General features: G+C 60.8%; 21 protein-coding genes, 1 tRNA gene and 1 riboswitch. Of the genes, 9 read left to right on the top strand and 13 right to left on the bottom strand.

From position 1 onward, the window contains the following. Positions 1-21: 21 nt before the first annotated feature. Positions 22-384 carry a hypothetical protein gene (locus tag BMY36_RS01760; protein ID WP_050518706.1) on the bottom strand — a complete coding sequence of 121 codons (363 nt, stop codon included), beginning with the start codon at positions 382-384 and terminating at the stop codon, positions 22-24. 6 nt (positions 385-390) lie between these two features. Then, positions 391-1,305, bottom strand: a complete 915-nt coding sequence (gene bcoG, locus BMY36_RS01755; protein ID WP_050518707.1) for a 3-dehydrocarnitine:acetyl-CoA trimethylamine transferase BcoG — start codon at positions 1,303-1,305, stop codon at positions 391-393. Positions 1,306-1,378: 73 nt separating this feature from the next. Between bcoG and BMY36_RS01750 the strand changes: the two genes are divergently transcribed. Then, a complete protein-coding gene (locus BMY36_RS01750; RefSeq protein WP_050518708.1) occupies positions 1,379-2,344 on the top strand; it encodes a GlxA family transcriptional regulator in 966 nt (321 codons plus the stop codon). Positions 2,345-2,419: 75 nt separating this feature from the next. Here the strand turns inward: BMY36_RS01750 and BMY36_RS01745 are convergent, their stop codons facing one another. Continuing rightward, positions 2,420-4,432, bottom strand: a complete 2,013-nt coding sequence (locus tag BMY36_RS01745) for a M3 family metallopeptidase (protein ID WP_050518709.1) — start codon at positions 4,430-4,432, stop codon at positions 2,420-2,422. 106 nt (positions 4,433-4,538) lie between these two features. On the opposite strand from BMY36_RS01745, the gene BMY36_RS01740 reads away from it, so the two are divergent. Continuing rightward, a complete protein-coding gene (locus BMY36_RS01740; RefSeq protein WP_050518710.1) occupies positions 4,539-4,976 on the top strand; it encodes an MmcB family DNA repair protein in 438 nt (145 codons plus the stop codon). On the opposite strand, the gene BMY36_RS01735 is transcribed toward BMY36_RS01740, so the two are convergent. Next, a complete protein-coding gene (locus BMY36_RS01735; protein WP_050518826.1) occupies positions 4,973-5,197 on the bottom strand; it encodes a DUF6324 family protein in 225 nt (74 codons plus the stop codon). The genes BMY36_RS01740 and BMY36_RS01735 overlap by 4 nt on opposite strands. A 128-nt stretch (positions 5,198-5,325) precedes the next feature. Here BMY36_RS01735 and BMY36_RS01730 point away from each other — a divergent pair. Beyond that, positions 5,326-5,402, top strand: a tRNA-His gene (locus BMY36_RS01730). A gap of 207 nt (positions 5,403-5,609) precedes the next feature. Beyond that, on the top strand, positions 5,610-7,934 hold the full coding sequence (locus BMY36_RS01725; protein ID WP_050518827.1) for a Tex family protein: 2,325 nt from the start codon (positions 5,610-5,612) through the stop codon (positions 7,932-7,934). On the opposite strand, the gene BMY36_RS01720 is transcribed toward BMY36_RS01725, so the two are convergent. The 6 genes from BMY36_RS01720 to gcvT are packed head-to-tail and all read right to left on the bottom strand — an operon-like array spanning position 7,935 to position 14,024. After that, a complete protein-coding gene (locus tag BMY36_RS01720) occupies positions 7,935-8,570 on the bottom strand; it encodes a hypothetical protein (protein ID WP_050518711.1) in 636 nt (211 codons plus the stop codon). Next, entirely contained in the window at positions 8,570-9,175 is a 606-nt protein-coding gene (locus BMY36_RS01715; protein ID WP_050518712.1) for a flavin reductase family protein, read from the bottom strand. The genes BMY36_RS01720 and BMY36_RS01715 overlap by 1 nt, the downstream gene beginning before the upstream one ends. After that, positions 9,165-9,617 carry a thioredoxin domain-containing protein gene (locus tag BMY36_RS01710; protein WP_050518713.1) on the bottom strand — a complete coding sequence of 151 codons (453 nt, stop codon included), beginning with the start codon at positions 9,615-9,617 and terminating at the stop codon, positions 9,165-9,167. The genes BMY36_RS01715 and BMY36_RS01710 overlap by 11 nt, the downstream gene beginning before the upstream one ends. Beyond that, a complete protein-coding gene (gene gcvP / locus BMY36_RS01705) occupies positions 9,617-12,460 on the bottom strand; it encodes an aminomethyl-transferring glycine dehydrogenase (RefSeq protein ID WP_050518828.1) in 2,844 nt (947 codons plus the stop codon). Before gcvP ends, BMY36_RS01710 begins: the two co-directional genes overlap by 1 nt. A gap of 58 nt (positions 12,461-12,518) precedes the next feature. Beyond that, positions 12,519-12,878, bottom strand: coding sequence for a glycine cleavage system protein GcvH (gcvH, locus tag BMY36_RS01700; RefSeq protein WP_050518829.1), 360 nt, complete (start codon positions 12,876-12,878; stop codon positions 12,519-12,521). A gap of 33 nt (positions 12,879-12,911) precedes the next feature. Then, a complete protein-coding gene (gene gcvT / locus BMY36_RS01695; RefSeq protein ID WP_050518714.1) occupies positions 12,912-14,024 on the bottom strand; it encodes a glycine cleavage system aminomethyltransferase GcvT in 1,113 nt (370 codons plus the stop codon). A gap of 159 nt (positions 14,025-14,183) precedes the next feature. Beyond that, positions 14,184-14,288: riboswitch (glycine riboswitch) on the bottom strand. Between the two features lie 75 nt (positions 14,289-14,363). Between gcvT and BMY36_RS01690 the strand changes: the two genes are divergently transcribed. Next, complete coding sequence (locus tag BMY36_RS01690) at positions 14,364-14,897, top strand: gamma-glutamylcyclotransferase family protein (protein WP_050518715.1); 534 nt, start codon at positions 14,364-14,366, stop codon at positions 14,895-14,897. 20 nt (positions 14,898-14,917) lie between these two features. On the opposite strand, the gene BMY36_RS19780 is transcribed toward BMY36_RS01690, so the two are convergent. Continuing rightward, the gene (locus BMY36_RS19780) at positions 14,918-15,073 is read right to left on the bottom strand and encodes a hypothetical protein (protein ID WP_175469228.1); all 156 of its coding nucleotides are present in this window, start codon (positions 15,071-15,073) and stop codon (positions 14,918-14,920) included. 80 nt (positions 15,074-15,153) lie between these two features. On the opposite strand from BMY36_RS19780, the gene BMY36_RS01685 reads away from it, so the two are divergent. Together BMY36_RS01685 and BMY36_RS01680 are read left to right on the top strand one after the other, a co-directional pair. Beyond that, positions 15,154-15,582, top strand: coding sequence for an RrF2 family transcriptional regulator (locus tag BMY36_RS01685; RefSeq protein WP_050518716.1), 429 nt, complete (start codon positions 15,154-15,156; stop codon positions 15,580-15,582). Between the two features lie 338 nt (positions 15,583-15,920). Next, entirely contained in the window at positions 15,921-16,499 is a 579-nt protein-coding gene (locus BMY36_RS01680) for a hypothetical protein (protein ID WP_050518717.1), read from the top strand. A 154-nt stretch (positions 16,500-16,653) separates the two neighbouring features. On the opposite strand, the gene gltX is transcribed toward BMY36_RS01680, so the two are convergent. Then, positions 16,654-17,988: a glutamate--tRNA ligase gene (gltX, locus tag BMY36_RS01675; protein WP_050518718.1), complete on the bottom strand. Its 1,335-nt coding sequence runs from the start codon at positions 17,986-17,988 to the stop codon at positions 16,654-16,656. Between the two features lie 190 nt (positions 17,989-18,178). Here gltX and BMY36_RS01670 point away from each other — a divergent pair, with 190 nt between their 5' ends. Next, positions 18,179-19,105, top strand: a complete 927-nt coding sequence (locus BMY36_RS01670; RefSeq protein WP_050518830.1) for an MBL fold metallo-hydrolase — start codon at positions 18,179-18,181, stop codon at positions 19,103-19,105. 34 nt (positions 19,106-19,139) lie between these two features. On the opposite strand, the gene BMY36_RS01665 is transcribed toward BMY36_RS01670, so the two are convergent. Further along, positions 19,140-20,798, bottom strand: a complete 1,659-nt coding sequence (locus BMY36_RS01665) for an NAD+ synthase (RefSeq protein ID WP_050518719.1) — start codon at positions 20,796-20,798, stop codon at positions 19,140-19,142. A gap of 159 nt (positions 20,799-20,957) precedes the next feature. Between BMY36_RS01665 and BMY36_RS01660 the strand changes: the two genes are divergently transcribed. Next, positions 20,958-22,451 (top strand): MORN repeat-containing protein, encoded by a 1,494-nt coding sequence (locus BMY36_RS01660; protein WP_414811672.1) that lies wholly within the window; start codon positions 20,958-20,960, stop codon positions 22,449-22,451. The last annotated feature ends 1 nt before the right edge of the window (position 22,452 follow it).

The following is a 22,452-nucleotide window of genomic DNA, read 5'->3' as shown; positions in this document are numbered from 1 at the left end:
ATCTTTGGGGGCCACCTTGGGTCAGCCCGCAATCCACAGGGCCGAAAAGGTTCCCGCCATCATCAGCCCAATCGCCCAGCGCATCACGCGCTCCTCATCCAGCGGCCGCGCCATGCTGCGAAAGATAAGGATAACCGCCCGGGCAATCGCGCCACACAAACCACCCACGCCAAACAACAGCGTGCCCAAGCCAAGGATAAACGCAACCCGAGGCTCCTCAACGGTCGATATAAAAAACTGATCCGACGCTGCACACAGCCCCAACACAACCGCGCAAGCCAGGGTCAGACCCAGCCACGCCTGCATCTTAAAGGTCAGCAAGAATGAGGGCAGCATCACCATGGCGATCACAAACACGAAGGCGAGAAAAAACAGAAGTTCCATTGATGACTACCGCACCATCGGCGCCCGCTTTTCCAACCCCAACCGCGTGCGCACTTCGGCAGGCGTGATCACCCGCGCGCCCAGCGCCGTGATAATCCCCGCCGCGCGTTCCACCAGTTGCGCATTGGTCGCCAACACGCCCTTGTCCAGCCACAGGTTATCCTCCAACCCCACGCGCACATTGCCACCCGCCAAAACGCTGGCCGCGACATAAGCCATCTGGTTGCGCCCGATCGAAAACGCCGACCAGTGCCAATCTGTGGGCACATTGTTGACCATCGCCATGAAGGTATTAAGGTCATCCGGCGCGCCCCATGGCACCCCCATGCACAGCTGCACCAGCGTTGGCGCCGGGATAATCCCCTCGCGCGCCAGCTCCTTTGCCAGCCACAAATGGCCCGTATCAAACGCCTCAATTTCAATCCGCACGCCGCTTGCCACCATGCGCCGCGCCATATCGCGCAACATACCGGGGGTGTTGACCATCACATAATCGGCCTCGTTGAAATTCATCGTGCCGCAATCGAGCGTGCAAATCTCGGGCCGGCAGTCCACAACATGCGCCACCCGTTCGGCCGCCCCCGCCATGTCGGAATGGGCGGCCATTTTGCCCATCTTTTCCGTGCCATCAAACAGCAAATCGCCGCCCATGCCTGCGGTCAGGTTCAACACCACATCGGTATCAGAGTCCCGAATTCGTTCCGTCAACTCGCGGTACAGCGCCGGGTCGCGGCTGGGTTTGCCGCTTTCGGGGTCGCGCACATGGCAATGCACCACCGCCGCCCCTGCCTTTGCCGCCGCAATCGCACTTTCGGCAATCGCTTGGGGGGACCGTGGCACATGCGGGCTGCGGTCTTGCGACCCACCCGACCCGGTGACGGCGCAAGTGATGAAAACCTCACGGTTCATTTGCAATGGCATGGTGATTCCTCCTCGATTTAACCAACAGCTTAACCCGCTTGGCAAAACCTGTTTTGCAATTTACGAAGGATGCATGGCACAATACGCATCTATTTTCACACCTGCCACCGCCCCCCTCACCCTCGCGGTGCTGGTGCTGCCCCAAGCGTCCATCCTAGAGGTGGCAAGCACGCTGGACCCCATGCGCTCCGCCAATCGCCATTTGGGCAGCACCGCCTACAATTGGCGCATCCTTAGCCCCGATGGTGGCCCCGTGCCGCTGACCTGCGGGATTGAACTGCCTGCCTCCGGCACAATCGAACAAGCCACCGGGGCCGATGCTTTGGTTGTCATCGCGGGCTTCAAACAAACCCAAGGGGCGACGCGCCCATTGATCGCCGCCCTGCGCCGCGCCGCGCCGCGGTTTGCGATGATCGGCGGCATTGATGCAGGCCCTTGGGTGCTGGCCCGCGCAGGCCTGCTGGACGGGTATAAAGCGACCGTGCATTGGGAGGATTTTGAAGATATGGCAGCCGCCCACCCCAACACAACCTTGCTGCCCGACCGCTATGTGATTGATCGCAATCGCTTTACTGCGGGCGGTGCTGCGCCCGCGCATGACCTGATGCTGCACTTGATCGCGCAACGCCAAGGTGCTGCACTGGCCCGCCAAGTTGCCGCCAGCTTTCTCACCACGCCCCAACCCGCCAGCAATCCGCAACAGGTTGCCAGCGGTCCCCACATCGACCCGCGCATCGCAAACGCCCTGACCAGATGGGAGGCGCGTCTGGACAGCCCCGAACCAATGGCTGCCACCGCCCGCGCCTTGGGTCTGTCGCCCCGCCGCTTGGAAACCCTGTTCCAATCCGCGCTCGGTCAATCCCCCGCCGCCTACGCCCTAACCCTGCGCCTTGCTGCCGCGCGCCGCCTTGTCACCGACACGCACCACCCGCTGGCCGAAATCGCCCTGCGCTGCGGGTTTTCCAGCCAATCCACCCTCACCCGCGCTTTCACCCGCGCTTTTGGCCATCCCCCTTCAACCCTGCGTAAAAGCCGCTGATTTCATCTTGGCAAAAATACCTGCGGGGGGTCCGGGGGGCTTTGACGCCCCCCGGCTTTTGCGACAAACCCGAAATCAAACCACTTCCAACAGCCCCCGGCCTTTCAGCAACGGCTCCACCCCCGGCATCCGCCCGCGAAACTGCATATACAGCGCCTCCGCGTCTTGGCTCCCCCCCGCCGACAGGATAAATTTTTCCAACCGCGCGGCCACGCCCGCATCAAACGCATCCCCCGCCTCCTCAAACGCGGCGAATGCGTCGGCATCCATCACCTCGGACCACATGTAGCTGTAATAGCCCGATGAATACCCATCACCCGAAAACACATGCGCGAAATGCGGGGTGGCGTGGCGCATCCGAATGGCATGCGGCAGGCCCAATTCGGCCAACACCTCCGCTTGCATCACCATCGGGTCGGCGGGCGCTGGCCCTTCATGGAACGCAAGATCGACCAGCGCACTCGCCAAAAATTCAACAGTGGCAAAGCCTTGGTCGTATGTCCCCGCCGCCAACAAACGCGCCAGCATATCGGCGGGCATCGCGGCCCCGGTATCAACATGGCGGGCGTGTTTTTCCAACACTTCGGGCACTTCCAGCCAATGTTCGTACAATTGGCTGGACAATTCGACGAAATCGCGCGCCACAGAGGTGCCGGAAATAAACCCATAGGTCACATCCGACAGCATCTGGTGCAGCGCATGACCAAATTCATGGAACAAGGTCCGCGCATCATCATATGACAGCAGCGCAGGCGACCCTTTGGCGAAATTGCACACATTCACCACGATGGGCCGCACATCGCCGCCCAATTTGCGCTGGCTGCGCATCGCCGAACACCACGCGCCCGACCGTTTCGATCCCCGCGCAAAATAATCGCCGATAAACACGGCGATATGGCGGCCCGCGCGCGTCACCTCCCACGCCCGCGCGTCCGCGTGGTACAAAGGCACCGACAATTCCCGAAACTCCAACCCGAACAGGCGGTTGGCGCAATCAAACTGCGCACCCAGCATCGCGTCCAGCGACAAATACGGCTTCAAAACCGCCTCATCCAAATCATGCTCCGCCTTGCGGCGTTTTTCGGAATAATAGCGCCAATCCCACGCCTCCAACGGGCCGGGCGCGCCGTCCTCTTGCATCATCGCGGTCAAAACATCCGCGTCCGCCTCGGCCTTGACGCGCGCGGGCACCCAGACCCGCATCAGCAGATCACGCACGGCGGCAGGTGTTTTCGCCATTTCCGGCTCCAGCTTGAAATCGGCAAAGCTGGCATATCCCAACAGCTTCGCCCGTTCCTCTCGCAAGTGCAGCGTTTCTGCCGCCACCGCGCGATTGTCATTGGCATTGCCATTCTCGCCCCGCGCCACCCAGGCCTCATACGCGCGCTGGCGCAACGCGCGTTTCGGCGAAAATTGCAGGAATGGAACAATCAACGACCGATTCAGCGTGATAACCGGCCCAGAAACCCCCTTTTCCGAACCTGCCGCCCGCGCCGATGCCACCACAAAATCCGGCAGCCCTTCCAGATCATCCTCCGAAACTTCCATAAACCACGCCCGTTCATCCGCCAGCAAATTCTGGCTGAACGCAGTCCCCAGCACCGCTAACCGAGCCTTTACCGCCGTCAACCGCGCGGCGGCGTCCCCTTCCAGCTGCGCGCCCGACCGGATGAACATTTGGCGGTACAGCGTCAACACGCGCAACTGCTCCGTGCCCAACCCCTCCCGCGCGTCCCACACCGCTTGCACCCGCGCAAACAAGGCTTTGTTGTTGGTCACCTCGGATGCAAACGCGCTCATCTTCGGGGCCAAATCGCGTTGCAACGCCTCGCGCGCGGGCGTGCTGTCGGCGCCCGCAAGGTTGTAAAACACGCCCGCCACGCGGTCCAACGTGGCTTCGGCCTGCTCCATCGCCTCAATCACATTGGCGAAATCGGGGGCGGCGGGGTTGGTGGCAATGCTGGCAATATTGCCGCGCGCCTGCGCCAAGGCGGCGTCAAAGGCGGGCATAAAATTATCATCCTTGATCGCACCAAAGGGCGGCAGGGCAAATTCGGCGGTCCATTCGGACAAAAGCGGGTTGGTCATGGGGATACTCCTTTGCACCTAAAGCTAGGGACGCACCGGGCAAACGTCCAGTGCCCATCCGCGCGCCCCCTTGCCAAATGTTCCTGCTTCGTTCAAAATTCAAATCATGAACACCCCCGGTCAACGCCTTGCTCGCGGCACTTGCCGCCACCTCCACACCCACGGGTTCGTGTGTCTGGAGGAGGTTATTCCAACCCCCGGTCTGCGCGTCGATGTCATGGCGCTGGGTCCAAAAGGCAAGATTTGGGTGGTCGAATGTAAATCCAGCCGCGCCGATTTTATGGCAGACGGCAAATGGCAAAACTACCTGCCGTGGTGCGACAGGTTTTTCTGGGCGGTGGACACGCAATTTCCCACCGACCTATTGCCCCCCGACACGGGCCTCATTTTCGCGGATGATTATGATGCTGAGATTATCCGCATGGGGCCTGACCAAAAACTGCCCCCGCCCCGCCGCAAATCCATCACCCATATTTTCGCGCGCGCCGCTGCCCTGCGCCTGCAAGCGTTGCGCGATCCAAATCACCTCAGCCTGCGGATTTAACGCTTTTTCTTTGCGCCTGCCCCACCGCCTGCCCCGCCGCCCATGGCACGGGCCGCCACTGCCGCTGCGCGCAATTCCTCGGCAATTTCGTCCGCCTCATCAGGGTCGAAATCCAAAGGCAAATCCACGCCCTCGCCTTCCACATAAATCCGCACCATGCCCAGACTGGTTGGCCCAATCTGCAAATTCGCTGCCAACTCGCTTTGTTTGTCGATACCCATCGCATGTCTCCCCTGTAACCCGGCCGCAAAATTCCGGTTTTTTCCGGCATAAACCGAAGCCATGCGCGGGGCAAGCGGTCCAAAGGGTCTTGCAATCACCTTTGGCACGGTCTAAATCGCCCCCAAGTGCCGCGTTAGCTCAGTAGGTTAGAGCGCTTGATTGTGGATCAAGAGGTCCCCCGTTCGAGCCGGGGACGTGGTACCATCCCCCCTTTCCCTTGTTATCGCTGCGCAAATCCATAGTTTGGCGCGAACAATAAGGAATCCCACCATGAAATCCCTCATCGCCCTCGCCGTCCTCACCCTCCTTGCCGCTTGCGGTGGCGGTGTGCCGCTGATTCCCCTCATCTAAGGTCTTGGCCCCGGCGCGCGGGCTGGCTATGGTCGCACTTCCCTTATGCCGGATATGCCCATGACCCCAGATCTTGCCGCCCGCCTGAACCGCCTTATCGCCACGGAAATCAACGCCAATGCGGCCCAAGTCAGCGCCGCCGTGGACCTGCTGGATGGTGGGGCCACCGTGCCCTTCATCGCGCGCTACCGCAAAGAGGTGACGGGCGGCTTGGACGACACGCAGCTGCGCAATTTGGCGGAACGGCTGGTCTATCTGCGCGACCTTGAATCGCGGCGTGCGGCGATTGTGTCGTCGATCACCGAGCAAGGCAAAATGACCGATGCGCTGACCGCTGTTTTGGTTAAGGTGATGACCAAGGCAGAGCTGGAAGACATCTATCTGCCCTATAAACCCAAACGCCGCACCCGCGCGATGATTGCGCGCGAAAATGGCCTTGGCCCCTTGGCCGATGCGATCTTGGCCAACCGCGCCGAAGGTCCCCTTGAATTGGCAACTAAATTTCTAACGGCTGAGGTCCCCGACACCAAAACCGCCCTAGAGGGCGCGCGCGATATCATCGCCGAAGGGCTGGCCGAAGATGCCACATTGCTGGGCCGCCTGCGCAATCACATGAAATCCGTGGGCCGCCTTTCCGCCACGGTCGTCGCGGGCCAAGAGGCTGCGGGTGCCAAATTTTCCGACTATTTCACCCATTCCGAACCGTGGCATTCCGCCCCCTCGCACCGTGTCCTCGCCATGCTGCGCGGTCGCAACGAAGGGTTTTTGACGCTGGATTTGGCCGTGGACTCTGACGCTGCACGCGGCACATCACCCTGTGAGGCATCTTGCGGGGCCGCATTGAACGCCGCCAGCCAGCAAAAAGGCGATGTCTGGCTGCGCGAGGTGGCCGCATGGACATGGCGCATCAAGCTCAAAACCTCCCTCACCCTCGATCTGATGGGTGATCTGCGCGACCGGGCTGAGGCGGAGGCGATACGCGTTTTCGCCCGCAACCTCAAGGACCTCCTCCTCGCCGCCCCTGCGGGGGGCCGCGCCACCATGGGCCTCGATCCGGGCATCCGCACCGGGGTCAAGGTGTGCGTGATTGATGCCACGGGCAAGCTGCTTGGTTATGACACCGTCTATCCGTTCCAGCCCAAAAACGATCTGCGCGGCGCGCAAGTCACCATCGCGCAGCTGATCGGCAAACACGGCGTGGGGTTGATCGCCATCGGCAACGGCACAGCCAGCCGCGAGACGGAAAAAATGGTCGCGGACCTGCTGGCGCACCTGCCGGCCACTGCCAAAAAACCCACCAAGGTCATCGTGTCCGAGGCGGGCGCGTCCGTCTATTCCGCGTCTGAACTCGCATCAAAAGAATTCCCCGATTTGGACGTATCCATCCGCGGGGCCGTCTCCATTGCCCGCCGCCTGCAAGATCCGCTAGCCGAACTTGTCAAAATCGAACCAAAGGCGATTGGCGTGGGCCAGTACCAGCATGACGTGGACCAACACCGTTTGGGCCGAAGCCTAGAGGCGGTGGTCGAGGATGCGGTGAACGCAGTTGGCGTCGATTTGAACACCGCCTCCGCCCCCTTGCTCGCCCGTGTGTCCGGCGTGGGGCCGGGTTTGGCCGAGGCGATTGTGGCCCACCGCGATGCCAACGGCCCCTTTGCCAAACGCCGTGACCTGCTGAAAGTGGCGCGGCTTGGCCCCAAAGTGTTTGAACAGGCCGCAGGGTTTTTGCGCATCACAGGCGGCGCGGAACCGCTGGATGCATCCTCCGTCCACCCCGAAGCCTATGATATCGCACGAAAAATAGTCGCCGCTTGCGGCCGTGACCTGCGCGAGGTGATGGGCTCGCCAAAACTCGCGGCCCTTGACCCCCAGCAATTTTTCGATGCCCGCTTTGGCCTGCCCACCATCAAAGACATTCTTTTGGAATTGGAAAAACCGGGCCGCGACCCCCGCCCAGAATTCAAAACCGCCACTTTTGCCGATGGGGTTGATGATATCAAAGACCTCAAACCCGGCATGATGTTGGAAGGCACTGTGACCAACGTGGCCGCGTTTGGCGCGTTTGTGGACATCGGCGTGCATCAAGATGGTTTGGTCCATGTCAGCCAATTGGCCGATAAATTCGTCAGCGACCCGCATGAGGTGGTGAAGGCTGGCGATGTGGTCAAGGTGCGGGTGGTCGAAGTGGACGCGCCCCGCAAACGCATCGCCCTGACCATGAAAAAAGACAGCGGAGAAGCGCGCGAAAACGCGGCTGAACGGCGCGATACCCGTGGCCCCGCGCCTAAATCCCCGCCAAAACCCGCGCAAATGCAGGCCGCCCCCAAAGCCACACCTTCGGCCAACCCTTTTGCCGATGCCCTGCGCGGTAAATTCAACACATAATCAGTTGGTGATCAGCGCGTATTGCGCCGTGGCGGTGCCCGCGTTGGTCACTGTCACGGTGAAATTACCGTTCCACAATGGCACAAAAGCGCAATAAAACGCCGCCCCCGCGCGCACGGGGCACGGCACCACGTTGCCATTTTCATCCGTAATATCAACGGCCAGTGGGGCCAAACCATCGCCCCACAGCCCAACCTCGGCGGTTGCATCGCCAAAAAACGGCTGCGTGAAAACCGCCGCAGCCCCCGCCTCTGCCAGCGCCGCTTGCCGCACTGCCCCCGAAATCTGCCCCCAGGCACCCGCTGCCGCGACCCCGTCAATCACGCCCAGCATCCCTTCATCATCCCCGGCAAACCCGCGCGCGGTGTCCAGCATCGCGCCCAGATCGGGCCCAATCGCAGGCTCCGGGGTTTGGGCCCCCGAAATCTGCACCCCCGCCACCAACCGTGCCGCCGCAACTGCCAGCACCGCATCCTTTTGCACCACCGCCAGCGCAAATAACCGCTGCGCCATATCAAGCTGCGCCACACCCTTCGGCACCGCCACGCCCGCACCCAAATTCACGCCCGCGCGGTCTTGCGCCACAGCACCACCTGCGACCAACCCCACAACGCCAATCGCAAAAAGCAAACGCATCAAGGCCGCTCCAACTGAAACAAATCACTGGTGCGCGCATACCAGCCCGCGCCATGCATCCGCGCAATCAACCCCAGCGCCGGGCTGTCGATATAGCCGCGCTCCGCATCCAAAATCACCGCATCATCGATATGCGCCGCCAAAACACGCCCAATCACCACCACCTGCATCGGCCCCGTCACCACGCTTGAAATCGCCCGACATTCAAACGCCACTGGCACCCCCGCAATCCGCGGCGGCGCGATGCGGGTGGACGCCAAAACCTGCAACCCCGCCACGTCAATCTCACTTTCCCCCGCAGGCAGCGCCATCGCCGTGGCGTTCATCGCGCCAGCCATGTTTTCGGGCACCAAATTCACCACAAACTCGCTTGAATCAAGGATATTGCGCGGCGTATCTTTCCAGCCCCGCACCCCGTCACGCACCATGCCCAGCGCCACTGTCGGCGGGTTCGCCCCCATCGCGTTGAAAAAGCTAAACGGGGCCGCGTTCACCACACCATCCGCCCCCACGCTGGTCACCCAGGCAATCGGGCGCGGCAGGATGGTCGATGTCAGCAGCTTGTACCCGACCGCTGGCGTGATCGCGTCAAAATCAAACTCCACCGCTTACCCCGCCTTTGGTCCGCACAAATTCCGTAATGTCCGCCGCCGGGCGCATGCCTGCCAGCCGCGCCACTTCGCGCCCATTTTTCCACAAAATCAACAGGGGAATCCCTTGGATGCGCAACCGGTCCGCCACTTTCGGATGGTCTTGGGTGTTGATCTTAGCAAAGCGAGCAAGCCCCTCCAACCCTTTGGCCGCTTTGGCAAATTCCGGGGCCATCATGCGGCACGGCCCGCACCACGGCGCCCAATAATCCACCACCAGCGGCAGCGCATCGCCCCGCGTGGCCTTGTCATGGGCGGCCACATCCATTTCCGCCACCCGGCCCGTGACCAGCGCATCACCACAAGACCCGCATTTCGGCCCCGCCGCCAGTTTTGCAGCGGGCACCCGGTTCATCTGCCCGCAGGTCATGCAGGCGAGCGTGACGCCGTCCGCCATTACTCGGCAGCCTCCGCGTAATCGGAGAGCGGCGGGCAAGTGCAAATCAAATTGCGGTCGCCATGCACGTTGTCAACGCGGCCCACAGGCGGCCAGTATTTGTCCACCCGGAACGCGCCGGGCGGGAAACAGGCCTGTTCGCGGCTGTATTTGCGGTCCCATTCGGCCACGAGATCATTGACCGTGTGGGGCGCATGGCGCAGCGGGCTGTCCTCCGCCGAAATCTCGCCATCCTCCACCGCCCTAATCTCCTCACGGATGGCCAAAAGGGCGGTGATAAAGCGGTCAATCTCCGCTTTCGTCTCACTCTCGGTCGGCTCCACCATCAAGGTTCCCGTGACGGGCCAAGACATCGTTGGCGCGTGAAACCCATTGTCAATCAACCGCTTGGCAATGTCATCCACCGTCACGCCCACATCGGCAAAGGGGCGGGTGTCCAAAATACATTCATGCGCCACGCGGCCTTTGTTGCCCATAAACAAAATCGGATAGGCCCCGTTCAGCCTAGCTGCGATATAATTGGCGTTCAAAATCGCCACGCGGGTGGCTTGCGTCAACCCCTCCCCGCCCATCATCAAACAATAAGCCCATGAAATCAGCAAGATAGACGCCGACCCATAAGGTGTCGCTGAAACCGGCCCCTCCTCCAGCCCGGTCTGTTCTGGGTGGCCCGGCAAATAGGGGGCCAAATGCGCGCCAACCCCGATTGGCCCCATCCCCGGCCCACCGCCGCCATGCGGAATGGCAAAGGTTTTGTGCAGGTTCAAATGGCTCACATCGCCGCCAATTTTGCCGGGTTTCACCAAGCCCACCAGCGCATTCATGTTCGCGCCGTCAATATAAACCTGCCCGCCGTGGTCATGCGTAATCTGGCACACCTCGCGCACGGTTTCTTCAAACACGCCGTGGGTCGATGGATAGGTGATCATGCAGGCAGCCAACCGGTCGCCCGCCGCCGCCGCTTTTTCGCGAAAATCATCCAAATCCACATCGCCATTCGGCGCAGATTTCACCACAACCACCTTCATCCCCGCCATTTGCGCCGATGCCGGGTTGGTGCCATGCGCCGATGTGGGGATCAGGCAAACATCACGCGCCGCCCCGCCATTCGCGCGGTGATAGGCGGCAATCGTCAGCAGCCCTGCATATTCGCCCTGCGCGCCGGAATTGGGCTGCATGCTCATGGCATCATAACCCGTAATCTCACACAACTTTTCCGACAAATCCGAAATCGCATACGCATATCCCTGCGCTTGATCAACCGGCACAAACGGGTGCAACGACCCAAATTCCGGCCAAGTGATCGGCATCATTTCCGCCGCCGCGTTCAGCTTCATCGTGCATGACCCCAGCGGGATCATCGCGCGGTCCAGCGCCAAATCACGGTCCGACAATCGGCGCATATAGCGCATCATTTCCGATTCCGCCCGGTTCATATGAAAGACCGGATGGGTCAGGTAATCGCTGGTCCGCACCATCGCTTCAGGGAACCCCAGTTCCGCGCGGTGCGGGGCCACGCCGTCAATCCCAAAGGCGCGCAAGACCCGCATCAACACGCGCTCATCCGTGGTCTCGTCCAGCGAAATCCCCACGCGGTCATGCCCGATCTTGCGGAAATTTAACCCTTCATGGCGCGCAGCGGCAAGGATACCGGCTTGGCCCACCCCCACCTCCACCGTGATGGTGTCAAAAAACGCATCGGGGGAAACTTTGGCCCCCGCCGCCCGCAGCGCCCGGCCCAAACGCACGGTGGCAAAATGCACGCGTTCGGCAATCGCGCGCAGGCCCTTTGGCCCATGAAACACTGCATAAAATGACGCCATCACCGCCAGCAGCGCCTGCGCCGTACACACGTTTGACGTGGCCTTTTCGCGGCGAATATGCTGTTCGCGGGTTTGCAAGCTCAACCGGTACGCCATGTTGCCGTGGCTGTCGATCGACACGCCCACAATCCGCCCCGGCATCGCGCGTTTCAACTCATCCTTACACGCCATAAACGCCGCATGTGGCCCGCCGTACCCCAGCGGCACCCCAAAGCGCTGGCTGGACCCCACCGCAATATCGGCCCCCATCGCACCGGGTTCCTTGATCATGGTCAGCGCCAATAAATCTGTCGCCACCACCGCAATCGCCTTGAAGGCGTGCAAGGCCTCGATCTGGTCGGTGTAATCGGTCACATGGCCGTACGTGCCGGGATATTGAAAAATCCCACCAAACACAGCGCTCGCATCCATCGCCGCCGGGTCGCCCACATGCACCTCAATCCCCAAGGGGGCGGCGCGGGTTTTGATCACCGCAATCGTTTGCGGATGGCAGTTGCGGTCCACAAAAAACCCGCGCGCTTTGGATTTCGCGCTGCGTTCGGCCATGGTCATGGCCTCCGCTGCCGCCGTCGCCTCATCCAACAAACTCGCATTGGCCACAGGCAGGCCCGTCAAATCCGCCACCATGGTCTGGTAATTCAGCAACGCCTCCAACCGCCCTTGGGCAATTTCGGGCTGATAGGGGGTATAGGCCGTGTACCACGCGGGGTTTTCAAGGATGTTGCGCTGAATCGCAGGCGGCGTGTTGGTGCCGTAATAGCCTTGACCAATCAAGCTGGTCATCACCTTGTTCATCCCCGCCACATCGCGCATTTTGGCCAAAAACTCATGCTCGGTCAATGCGGGCCAGCCCAGCGGCGTCTTTTGTTGGATCGACGCCGGGATGGTTTCATCCATCAGCGCATCCAGACTGGCGGCCCCAACCGCGCGCAACATCGCGGCCATTTCCTCGGGCGATGGGCCGATATGGCGGCGGTTGGCGAAATCATAGGTGTCATAGTCAACAGGCGTATAGGTCATGGTCATCCCCAAAAAGCGCGGTTTTGGTGCCCCCCCGCCGTGGCGAAAGGGGCGGGTATCAGCCAATAAAATCGGCGTATTCATCTTCGGACATGAACGCGTCCAGCACGCCCATGTCATCAATCTTCAGCTTGAAAAACCACGCATCGCCCAGCGGGTCATCATTCACCAAACCGGGTTTGTCGGTCAGCGCGTCATTGACCTCCACAATCTCACCATCGACCGGGGCCAGAATGTCAGACGCCGCCTTGACGCTTTCAATCACCACCACCTCATCCCCGGTGGCGACCATGGTTTCCACCTCTGGCAGCTCCACAAACACCACATCGCCCAATTGCGTGGCGGCATGTTCGGTGATGCCCACGACCACCAGATCGCCCTCCACCCGCAGCCATTCGTGATCTTCGGTAAATTTCATCATGTGCTTGGTCCTTATGGTAAAACGCTGGCCTCAGCGCTTGTAAGTGGTTGGTTGAAACGGCAAAGCGGCGATCGCGACGGGCAAGCGTTTGCCCCGCACCTCACCCCACAATTGCGTGCCCACGGCCGATTGCGCGGCAGGCACAAACCCCATGGCAATCGGCGCTTCCACCGACGGCCCAAACCCGCCCGAAGTGACGCGGCCAACAGCCTGCCCCCCCTCCAAACGGTCAAAAATCTCAACCCCTTCGCGCATCGGCGCACGCCCCTCGGGGCGCAAACCCACCCGCACCCGCGCAGGCCCGTCCGCCAGCTGCGCCAAAATCACCGCATCACCGGGGAATCCCCCCCCGCGCCGCGACTTGGAAATCGCCCAAACCAGCCCCGCCTCTACGGGTGTCACACCCTCGTCCATGTCATGACCATATAGGCACAGCCCCGCCTCCAGCCGCAGGCTGTCGCGCGCACCAAGGCCAATCGGGGCCACTGCCGGATGCGCCAACAGCGCGCGCGCAAGGCCCGCCGCCCCGCCATTGGGCACCGAAATCTCAAACCCATCCTCGCCGGTGTATCCCGACCGCGAAATCCACAATTCGCCAAACACCGAATGGGCGGTGATCACATCCATGAACCGCATCCCCATCACGGCTTGGATCATCCCCGATATCGCCTCCTCCGCCTGCGGGCCTTGCAGCGCGATCAGGCAGCGGTCCGCGACCTCAATCACCTCCGCAATCCCCGCCAAACCAACCCGCAAATGCGCAATATCGCCCGCTTTGCAGCCCGCATTGACCACCATAAAAATATGATCGCCCCGGTTGGCAAACATCAAATCATCAATAATTCCGCCTTGCGCGTTGGTCAGCAACCCGTACCGCTGCCGCCCTTCGGCCAGCCCCGCCACGGCCACAGGCATCATCGCCTCCAGCCCCGCCTCCAACGCCGCCATGTCACCAAGCGGGCGCAAAACCAGTCGCCCCATATGGCTTACGTCAAACAACCCGGCCTGCGCGCGGCAATGCAAATGCTCGCCCATCACGCCCATGGGGTATTGCACGGGCATCTCGTACCCCGCAAACGGCACCATCTTGGCACCCAAATCCACATGTAAATCAAACAACCCGGTCCGCTTCAGATCGGCCATAACGCCCCCTTTCACGCCGGAAAAACCCCGGCACCCCGCAGACAGGCCAACCCCATCTGCAAAATGCCCCCTCTGTCCTTACCCTGCAACAGGGCGCCTGAGATCGTTATCCCTTCGGCGGGCCACCCCAAACGCGGGAAAGCCACTCTCCAGAGTCCACCACCAGAACCGGTCCTTTTGCCTGAGAGTTTACCGGGGCGGTTGCTCCTTCGGCACCAGAAAACAAGGGCTTGCGCCCCGACCGGATTCTCCCGATCCTGATGGGGCAAAACCTAGCCCGGCGCAGCCCGCCTGCGCAAGCCCCAAAACGAAACCGACCCATCGCCACAGGAAACCGACATGACCCACCATTTTTTCGGCTACGGCTCGCTCGTCAACCGCGCCACGCACAGCTATCCCAACGCCCGGCCCGCCACTTTGCGCGGCTGGCGGCGCGCTTGGGTCCACACCCCGGACCTGACACGCAGCTTTTTATCCGTCATCCCCGACCCCACCTGCACCATTATGGGTTTGGTGGCCGAGGTGCCGGGCGGCGATTGGTCCGCCCTCGATCTTCGCGAACAAGGCTACACCCGCAGCCCCGATCACGCGATGGTCGGCGATCACCCGCATCCTATCCAAGTTTACGCTGTCCCGGGCGGCAACCCGCCCAGCGACCACGCACCCATCCTGCTCAGCTATCTGGACGCGGTGATACAAGGGTTTTTGATTGAATATGGCCACCAAGGCACCAGCCATTTCTTTTCCACCACCACAGGCTGGAACGCGCCCATATTGGATGACCGCGCAGCCCCGCAATACCCGCGTGCGCAGCGCCTATCGGATGCAGAATTGGCAGTGGTGGATGCAGGTTTGCGGACGGCGCGGGGTTAATCCCCGCGCGCAAAACCCCGTCAAACCACCACAATCCAAACAATAATCAGGCTGACGGTCAGATACACCAGCGTGTTGATCAACCATCGGATCAACACCGCATCGCCCGTCGGGTCAACGCCCAGCCGTTCGCATACTTTGGTGCCCGGCCATAAAATCATATCTGCCAATGTCATCTTTGCCCCCTTAATCTGCATTTTCAATACCTATTAAATAGCCATTTTAATTGCGCATTGTAAATGCTAATTATCTGCTCATGCAGTTAGACAAATTCACCGATTACGCCCTGCGCATCCTCATGACCCTTGCGGTGCGTGCGCCTGCCCGTGTGCCCACGTCTGAAATCGCGGGGCTTTACGGGCTGTCCGAAAACCATCTGTCCAAGGTCGCCACCCAATTGGCCCGCGATGGGTTTGTGCTGTCCGAACGCGGCCGCAACGGCGGCATGGTGCTGGCCCGCCCCGCCGACCAAATCAGCACCGGGGCCGTGGTGCGCGCCATGATGCGCGATGACCCGGTCGCCGAATGTTTCGGCGCAAACACCTCCTGCCGTATCCTGCCCGCCTGCGGGTTGCGCGCGCCACTGGCCGCAGCCCAAGAGGCGTTTTTTGCCGCTCTCGACCCCCACACACTGGCCGACATCACGCGCAACCGCGCAACCCTTACCGCCTTGATACTGACGTAAAGGCCGCCGCCAATCTGCCCCAAATCCGCCCCCAATCTGGCGGGCGCCTTGACAGGGCGGGCAGCACCCTCTAGGGCTAAACGCCAAAAAATCTTGATGAAATCATCGCTTTTCGGCTCCATTTCCCGAACAATATTCACCCAAAATATATGTTGAGATTTTGACAAATAAACGCTTCTACCGTCGGCCCGCACCCCACCGCCCCCGCCCGCTTTATTATCCTCAGCGGCTCGCGCTCCGGCACCTCGCTTTTGTCCGAAACGCTGAACAGCCACCCCGATATTTTGTGCCACGGTGAACCCTTTCACCCCACACCCCATTCGCATCTAAAAGGCGACATGCGCGGACTGGATCTTGCCGCCGCCGTCGCCCTGCGCGACACCGACCCCCAAGCCTATGTGACATGGTTTTATGACCACCCCGAGGTGAAATCCGTCGGTTTCAAAATCTGGCACAACCAAGCGCCCGCGATTGCCGATCAATTGATGGCCGACACATCGGTTGCAAAAATCATCTACGAACGCACCAACGTGCTGGCGCGGTTTTCCTCCAGCCGGTTGGTCAAGGAAACCGAGATTTACAACCTCAAACCGGGGGGAAAACGGTCGGAAAAACTCGACAGTTTGATTGATTTCAACGCCAAAACCTTTGCCGCCTATTTGAAACAGCACAACGACATGTTCGCGCAATACCGCGCCAACACCAAAGGCGCTGTGCTGCACAGCACTTATGATGAAATCAAGGCGGGCGGTTTTTCGACCGTGCTGAATTTCTTGGGAATGGCAGATATGCCCTTGGTCCCGCAAAAGGAAAAGCTGCACGGGTCGTCGATCATCGATCGGTTTGACCCCAAACATCACGACCTTATCCATACAACATTGCAGGGCATCGGCCACCCCGAATGGGTCACAGAATAAGGCGCAGCGCAGCTGTTGACCCGCGCAAAATCGCCCTGCGATCTGCGCGGTTCAAACCTTAATATTTGGTAAACAAAAATTCAGATATCGTTCTAAATCAGTGCCTTAGCCAGCGCATCGCGCGCGATACTTTCGCATTATCGCGCCCAAAACTTCAACCCCGCGCGCGCACAACCTGCAACAACGGCATCACATCGCCCATTTCCGGCCCATGTTCCTGCCCCGTCAGCGCCTTTCGCAGCGGCATAAACAGCGCTTTTCCTTTGCGCCCCGTGGCCTCTTTTACGGCCGCGGTCCAGTCTTTCCACGTCTCGGGGCCAAACGGCCCCTCGGGCAGCATCGCCACAGCTTGGGCCACAAATTCGCGGTCGTCCTCGTCGATCAACGGCTCCGCCCCGTCGCGGAAAAGCGCCCACCAGCCGTCCAAATCGGCCAGCACGGTGATGTTTCCCTTGGCCACGCGCCAAAACCCGTCTGCCAATGCGTCGGGCACGCCCAGCGCTGCAATCCGCGCCGCCACCGCATCCAAAGGCAAACCTTGAACATGGGCGCGGGTCAGCGGAAACAGATCGTCGGAATTGAATTTCGTCGGTGCCGCCCCAAAGCTGCCAATATCAAACCCGTCCATCAATTCCTGATGGCTGCCCGCCAGCTCCACCGGTTTGGATGACCCCAAGCGCGCCATCAGCGACAGCAGCGCCAGCGGCTCCACCCCCTGCGCGCGCAAATCCCGCAAACTCAGCGTGCCCAGCCGTTTCGACAGCGCCTCGCCCAACGGGCCGGTCAGCAACGAATGGTGGGCGAAATTCGGCGGCGTGCCCCCCATTGCCTGCATGATCTGAATTTGGGTCGCCGTGTTGGTCACGTGGTCCGCGCCCCGCACAATAAAGGTCACACCCATATCAATGTCATCAACCGACGAGGCAAAGGTGTACAAAACCTGCCCATCACCCCGGATCAACACCGGGTCCGAAACGGATGCCGCATCAATCGACACATCGCCGATAATGCCGTCCGGCCATTCAATCCGTTCCAAATCCAGCTTGAACCGCCAATAACCGGGGCTGTCGGCGCGCAGCCGGTCCTTTTCGGCCTCCGACAGCCGCAAAGATGTGCGGTCATAAACCGGAGGCTTGCCCATGTTCAGCAATTTCTTGCGCTTCAGGTCCAGATCGGTCGGGCTCTCAAAACACTCATAAAACCGACCCGCGGCTTTCAACTCTTCCGCCGCCTCGCGGTAACGGTCCATCCGCAAGGACTGCTTTTCCACCCGGTCCCAGGTCAGGCCCAGCCATTCCAGATCTTCCATCAACCCGTCCGCATATTCCTGTTTGGACCGTTCTTGATCGGTATCATCCAGCCGCAAAATGAACGTACCCCCCGATTTGCGGGCGATCATCCAGTTCATCAAAGCGGTGCGCAGATTGCCCACATGGATATATCCGGTGGGGGATGGGGCGAAACGGGTCACGGTCGGGCGGGTTGTCATATCAGGCTCCTTTGGACGCTGATGATCTGTCACATGGGGGCGGGTTTGTCCATATCGGGGGCAAAGGCCCCGCCCTGACGCAGACGTGACTTTCCATTTGCGCCGCAAACCCGGACGATTTACTGCGGTGGGTTGGCCGCAGACAGCACCTGCCCTACATCGCAAGTACATGGAACAGGAGACGCCGCGCATGAAAACACCCTATCTGTCCCGCCGCCACGCGCTGATGGCCGCCGCAGCCTTGCCTTTTGCCCCCGGATTGGCGGGGATGGCTCACGCCGCCGCAGACATGAAAGGCGCATCCATGGCCCAATTCAACCGTTTCAAACTGGGCGGATTTGAAGTGACAGCCCTGTTGGCCGGCACCCGCACCGTCGAAAACCCGACCGAGATTTTCGGGTTGAACGCCGACCCCGCCGAATTTGCCGAAGTATCAAAGGCCGCATTTTTGCCCACCGACAAAGCGCAGTTTTTCTTTACCCCCACGGTCGTCAACACCGGGTCCGAGCTGGTTTTGTTCGACACTGGCCTGAACGCCGACGGCATCACAGGCGCGCTGGCCGCTGCCGGATACACCCCCGACCAGATCGACACGGTGGTGCTGACCCACATGCATGGCGACCATATCGGTGGTTTGATGGGTGAGGCGGGGCCAACTTTCGCCAACGCCAAATATATCACGGGCAGTGTGGAACATAACCACTGGATGGCTGCGGCCAACGAAGGGTTTGACAAAAACGTGCGGCCTTTGAATGACCAAATCACGTTTTTGGAAGATGGTGGCGCGGTCACATCCGGCATCACCGCGATGGATGCTGCGGGCCACACCCCCGGCCACATGGGCTATATGCTGGAAAGCGACGGCGCGCAGTTGATGCTGGTGGCCGACCTTGCCAACCACTATGTCTGGTCGCTGGCGCATCCCGATTGGGAGGTGAAGTTTGACATGGACAAAACCGCCGCTGCCGCCACCCGCCGTCGTGTTTTGGGGATGCTGGCCGCCGACCGTGTGCCCTTTATCGGCTATCACATGCCCTTTCCCGCTTTGGGATATGTGGACACGCGCGGTGACGGGTTCCAATATGTGCCTGCCAGCTATCAGATGATGATGGGCTGATGTTTGGCCCGCGCCGGGAAACTGGCGCGGGCCCTTATTCCCGGTCGCGCCAGCGGTTGACCATCGGATACCGACGGTCCAGCCAGAACGCGCGGCGCGTCAGGCGCGTGCCGGGGGCAGATTGAAAGCGCTTGTATTCCGACAGATAAATCAGCCGTTCCACCTGTTCCACATCGGCGCGCGCGAACCCTGCGGCGACCAGATCCTCAATCGCCACATCATTGTCCACCAACCCTTCGAGTATCGCATCAAGGACGGGGTATGACGGCAGGCTGTCCTCATCCTTTTGGTCGGGGCGCAGCTCAGCCGATGGGGGTTTGTCGATGATGCGGGGAGGGATAACCTGGCCCGCCACGCCCATCATCCAGTCAAAATGATTGGCATTGCGCCAGCGGCAGGTTTCAAACACGCGGGTTTTATACAGGTCCTTGATCGGGTTATAGCCGCCCGCCATATCGCCATAAATCGTGCAATATCCCACCGCCACTTCGGATTTATTGCCCGTGGTCAGCAGCATCGCGCCAAATTTATTCGACATCGCCATGAGGAGAATACCGCGTAGGCGCGACTGGATATTCTCCTCGGTGATATCCGCCGCCAGCCCGTCAAACAGCGGGGCCAGCGTGTCGGTGATCGCCGCACGGCCCGCAGCGATGGACACGAAATCATAGGCGGTGCCAAGGCGGGTGGCGCAGTCCTTTGCATCCTCTAGGCTGTGCGGGCTGGTGTATTCGGACGGCAGCATGACGCAGCGGACGTTTTCAGGGCCAATCGCATCGGCGGCAATGGTGGCGACCAGCGCCGAATCAATGCCGCCCGACATGCCCAACAGCACCCGCTTGAACCCGGTTTTGCCCAGATAGTCGCGCAAGGACAAAACCATTGCGTGATAATCCGCCTGCCATGTATCGGGCTGTTTTACCATCATGCCGGGGTCCGCGCGCCAACCGTCAGGGGTTTGCACAAAGTCGACATGGGTGATCGCAGTTTCGAACGCGGGCATCTGCGCGGCCAGCGCGCCGCCGGGGTTCAGCACAAAAGACGCGCCATCAAACACTTGGTCATCCTGGCCGCCGACCATGTTCAGGTAGACCAGCGGCAGCCCGGTTTCGACCACCCGCGCGACCATGATATTCTGGCGTACCGCCAGTTTCTCGCGGTGATAGGGCGATCCGTTGGGGACCAGCAAAATCTCGGCGCCCGTCTCGGCCAGTGTTTCGGATACGTCCGTGTGCCAGCTGTCCTCACATATCGGCGAGCCGATGCGCAGGGGGCCGACGCGGTAGGGGCCTGTCACCTCGGCCGAGGAATACAGACGTTTTTCATCAAAAACACTGTCATTTGGCAGGTGATGTTTCAGCACGGTCGCGGTGATCTGCCCGCCTTGCAGGATGAAATAGGCGTTGTACAAACGCCCCGCTTTGAACAGCGGGCCACCGATACCCATCGCAGGACCATCGGCGCAATCCACAGCCAGCGCATCAATCGCGGCGATCGCATCCTCGATAAACCGGGGGCGCTGCACAAGGTCTTGGATCTGATACCCCGTGATAAACATCTCGGTCAGCGCGACCATATCAGCCCCTGCCGCCTTTGCGGTTTTCCACGCGTCCCGCGCCAAATCGCCATTGGCGGCAATCGCCCCGACGGTCGGGTTCAGCTGTGCCAAAGTCAGGCGAAATCGGGTGGCCATAAGCTGGGTCCTTGTCTGTTACCCGGTCAGATGTAGCAGACTGGCGCGCGAGGGAAAGGGCCGCCCACCGCCGACCGGACGCGCAGCGGCGCTTTGCAAACTTGTCACGACCAAGGTGGAGAGGTAAGATTTGGGAATGGCTGCAAAAGGATCAGGGAATTGGCACAGACGAAAAGCGGATGGACCAAAACTGTGATTTTGGCTGTGGCAATATGCGCGGTCCCACCCGCCTTTGCCCAAGATGGCGTGATCGCCAAGCAATACGATGATGGGTCTGTTTATGAAGGCACGTTCAAGGATGGGCGGCAGCATGGCACCGGGACGTATACCTTGCCCAATGGATACACTTATACCGGGGCGTGGGTGGACGGGGAAATTCGCGGCGCAGGCGTGGCGCGATTCCCCAATGGGTCGCTCTATGAAGGTATGTTTTTGGCTGGCAAGCCCGAAGGGCGCGGCAAGATCACCTATCCCGATGGTGGCAGTTATGATGGCGATTGGGCGGCGGGCCAGATGACCGGGCAAGGGGTGGCGACCTATCCCGACGGGTCAGTGTACACGGGCGCGTTTGTGAACGCGGTGCGCACCGGCAAAGGCGTTTTGCGCGACCCCACCGGATATATCTATGACGGGGATTGGGTCGCAGAGGAAAAGCAGGGCAAGGGGCGCATCACCTTTGCCGATGGGTCGATGTATGAAGGTGATTTGATTGCGGGCGCGCGGGTGGGCATGGGCCGGCTGACGATGCCTGATGGTTTGATCTATGACGGTGCATGGGAGGATGGGCAGATCAACGGGACCGGCACGCTGACGCAGGCCAATGGCGATGTGTACACCGGCACGTTTGACGGGGGCGCGCGGGTGGGCTTGGGCCGCGTGACCTATGCCAATGGCGATCTGTATGAAGGGGCGTTTTTGGCCGACCGCCGCCACGGCAAGGGCGTGTTTCGCGGGCCAGAAAGCTATGTTTATAATGGCGATTGGGTGGAAGGGCGGATTGAAGGGGTGGGGACCGTCACCTATCCCAATGGGGCCATTTATACCGGCGCATTTTTGCAGGACAAACCCCATGGCGCGGGCGTCATCACCTATCCAGATGGGGCCAGTTATGACGGGGCATGGCGCGCAGGCGTGATCCACGGCACAGGCCGGGCCACCTATGCCAATGGGCAAGTGTATGAAGGCGCGTTTGTTGAGGCGCAGTATCAAGGTGCAGGCGTGATGACCTATCCCGACGGGTATCGGTATGAAGGCGCTTGGGTTGGCGGGCAGCGCCAAGGGGAAGGCGTCGCCACCTATGCCGATGGCAGCGTGTACAAAGGCGGGTTTGTGGCGGGCGCGCGCCACGGCACGGGCGAATTGGTGATGCCGGACGGTTTTCGCTATACCGGCGATTGGAAGGCTGGCGTGATTGACGGGCAAGGTGTTGCCACCTATGCCAATGGCGACACTTATACCGGGCAATTTGTGGCGGGAAAACGGCAAGGCCAAGGGGTTTTGCGCTATAAGGCGGGGCAAGAAACGGCGGGCGAATGGACCAATGGGATTTTGACTGGGCCACCACCAGCGGAGGTGGTGCCCGACCCTGAGGTGCCCGAGGCGGTGCTGCCCGAGGCGGCGGTGCCAGAAGGGGCAGCCCCCGCCGCCCCCTGAA

It is taken from the genome of Pseudorhodobacter antarcticus (genome assembly GCF_900110135.1).
In the GTDB taxonomy this organism is placed as follows: domain Bacteria; phylum Pseudomonadota; class Alphaproteobacteria; order Rhodobacterales; family Rhodobacteraceae; genus Pseudorhodobacter; species Pseudorhodobacter antarcticus.
This window is presented reverse-complemented; position numbering and strand designations above follow the sequence as displayed.

Excerpts from the sequence above, each read along its gene's own strand:
- BMY36_RS01680 (WP_050518717.1), top strand. The coding sequence starts at position 15,921 with ATGCGCGGACTGGATCTTGCCGCCGCCGTCGCCCTGCGCGACACCGAC.
- BMY36_RS19780 (WP_175469228.1), bottom strand. The coding sequence starts at position 15,073 with ATGACATTGGCAGATATGATTTTATGGCCGGGCACCAAAGTATGCGAA.
- BMY36_RS01740 (WP_050518710.1), top strand. The coding sequence starts at position 4,539 with ATGAACACCCCCGGTCAACGCCTTGCTCGCGGCACTTGCCGCCACCTC.
- BMY36_RS01690 (WP_050518715.1), top strand. The coding sequence starts at position 14,364 with ATGACCCACCATTTTTTCGGCTACGGCTCGCTCGTCAACCGCGCCACG.
- gcvT (WP_050518714.1), bottom strand. The coding sequence starts at position 14,024 with ATGGCCGATCTGAAGCGGACCGGGTTGTTTGATTTACATGTGGATTTG.
- BMY36_RS01750 (WP_050518708.1), top strand. The coding sequence starts at position 1,379 with ATGGCACAATACGCATCTATTTTCACACCTGCCACCGCCCCCCTCACC.
- BMY36_RS01685 (WP_050518716.1), top strand. The coding sequence starts at position 15,154 with ATGCAGTTAGACAAATTCACCGATTACGCCCTGCGCATCCTCATGACC.
- BMY36_RS01665 (WP_050518719.1), bottom strand. The coding sequence starts at position 20,798 with ATGGCCACCCGATTTCGCCTGACTTTGGCACAGCTGAACCCGACCGTC.
- BMY36_RS01760 (WP_050518706.1), bottom strand. The coding sequence starts at position 384 with ATGGAACTTCTGTTTTTTCTCGCCTTCGTGTTTGTGATCGCCATGGTG.
- bcoG (WP_050518707.1), bottom strand. The coding sequence starts at position 1,305 with ATGCCATTGCAAATGAACCGTGAGGTTTTCATCACTTGCGCCGTCACC.
- BMY36_RS01725 (WP_050518827.1), top strand. The coding sequence starts at position 5,610 with ATGACCCCAGATCTTGCCGCCCGCCTGAACCGCCTTATCGCCACGGAA.
- gltX (WP_050518718.1), bottom strand. The coding sequence starts at position 17,988 with ATGACAACCCGCCCGACCGTGACCCGTTTCGCCCCATCCCCCACCGGA.
- BMY36_RS01670 (WP_050518830.1), top strand. The coding sequence starts at position 18,179 with ATGAAAACACCCTATCTGTCCCGCCGCCACGCGCTGATGGCCGCCGCA.
- BMY36_RS01710 (WP_050518713.1), bottom strand. The coding sequence starts at position 9,617 with ATGGCGGACGGCGTCACGCTCGCCTGCATGACCTGCGGGCAGATGAAC.
- gcvP (WP_050518828.1), bottom strand. The coding sequence starts at position 12,460 with ATGACCTATACGCCTGTTGACTATGACACCTATGATTTCGCCAACCGC.
- BMY36_RS01720 (WP_050518711.1), bottom strand. The coding sequence starts at position 8,570 with ATGCGTTTGCTTTTTGCGATTGGCGTTGTGGGGTTGGTCGCAGGTGGT.
- gcvH (WP_050518829.1), bottom strand. The coding sequence starts at position 12,878 with ATGAAATTTACCGAAGATCACGAATGGCTGCGGGTGGAGGGCGATCTG.
- BMY36_RS01735 (WP_050518826.1), bottom strand. The coding sequence starts at position 5,197 with ATGGGTATCGACAAACAAAGCGAGTTGGCAGCGAATTTGCAGATTGGG.
- BMY36_RS01745 (WP_050518709.1), bottom strand. The coding sequence starts at position 4,432 with ATGACCAACCCGCTTTTGTCCGAATGGACCGCCGAATTTGCCCTGCCG.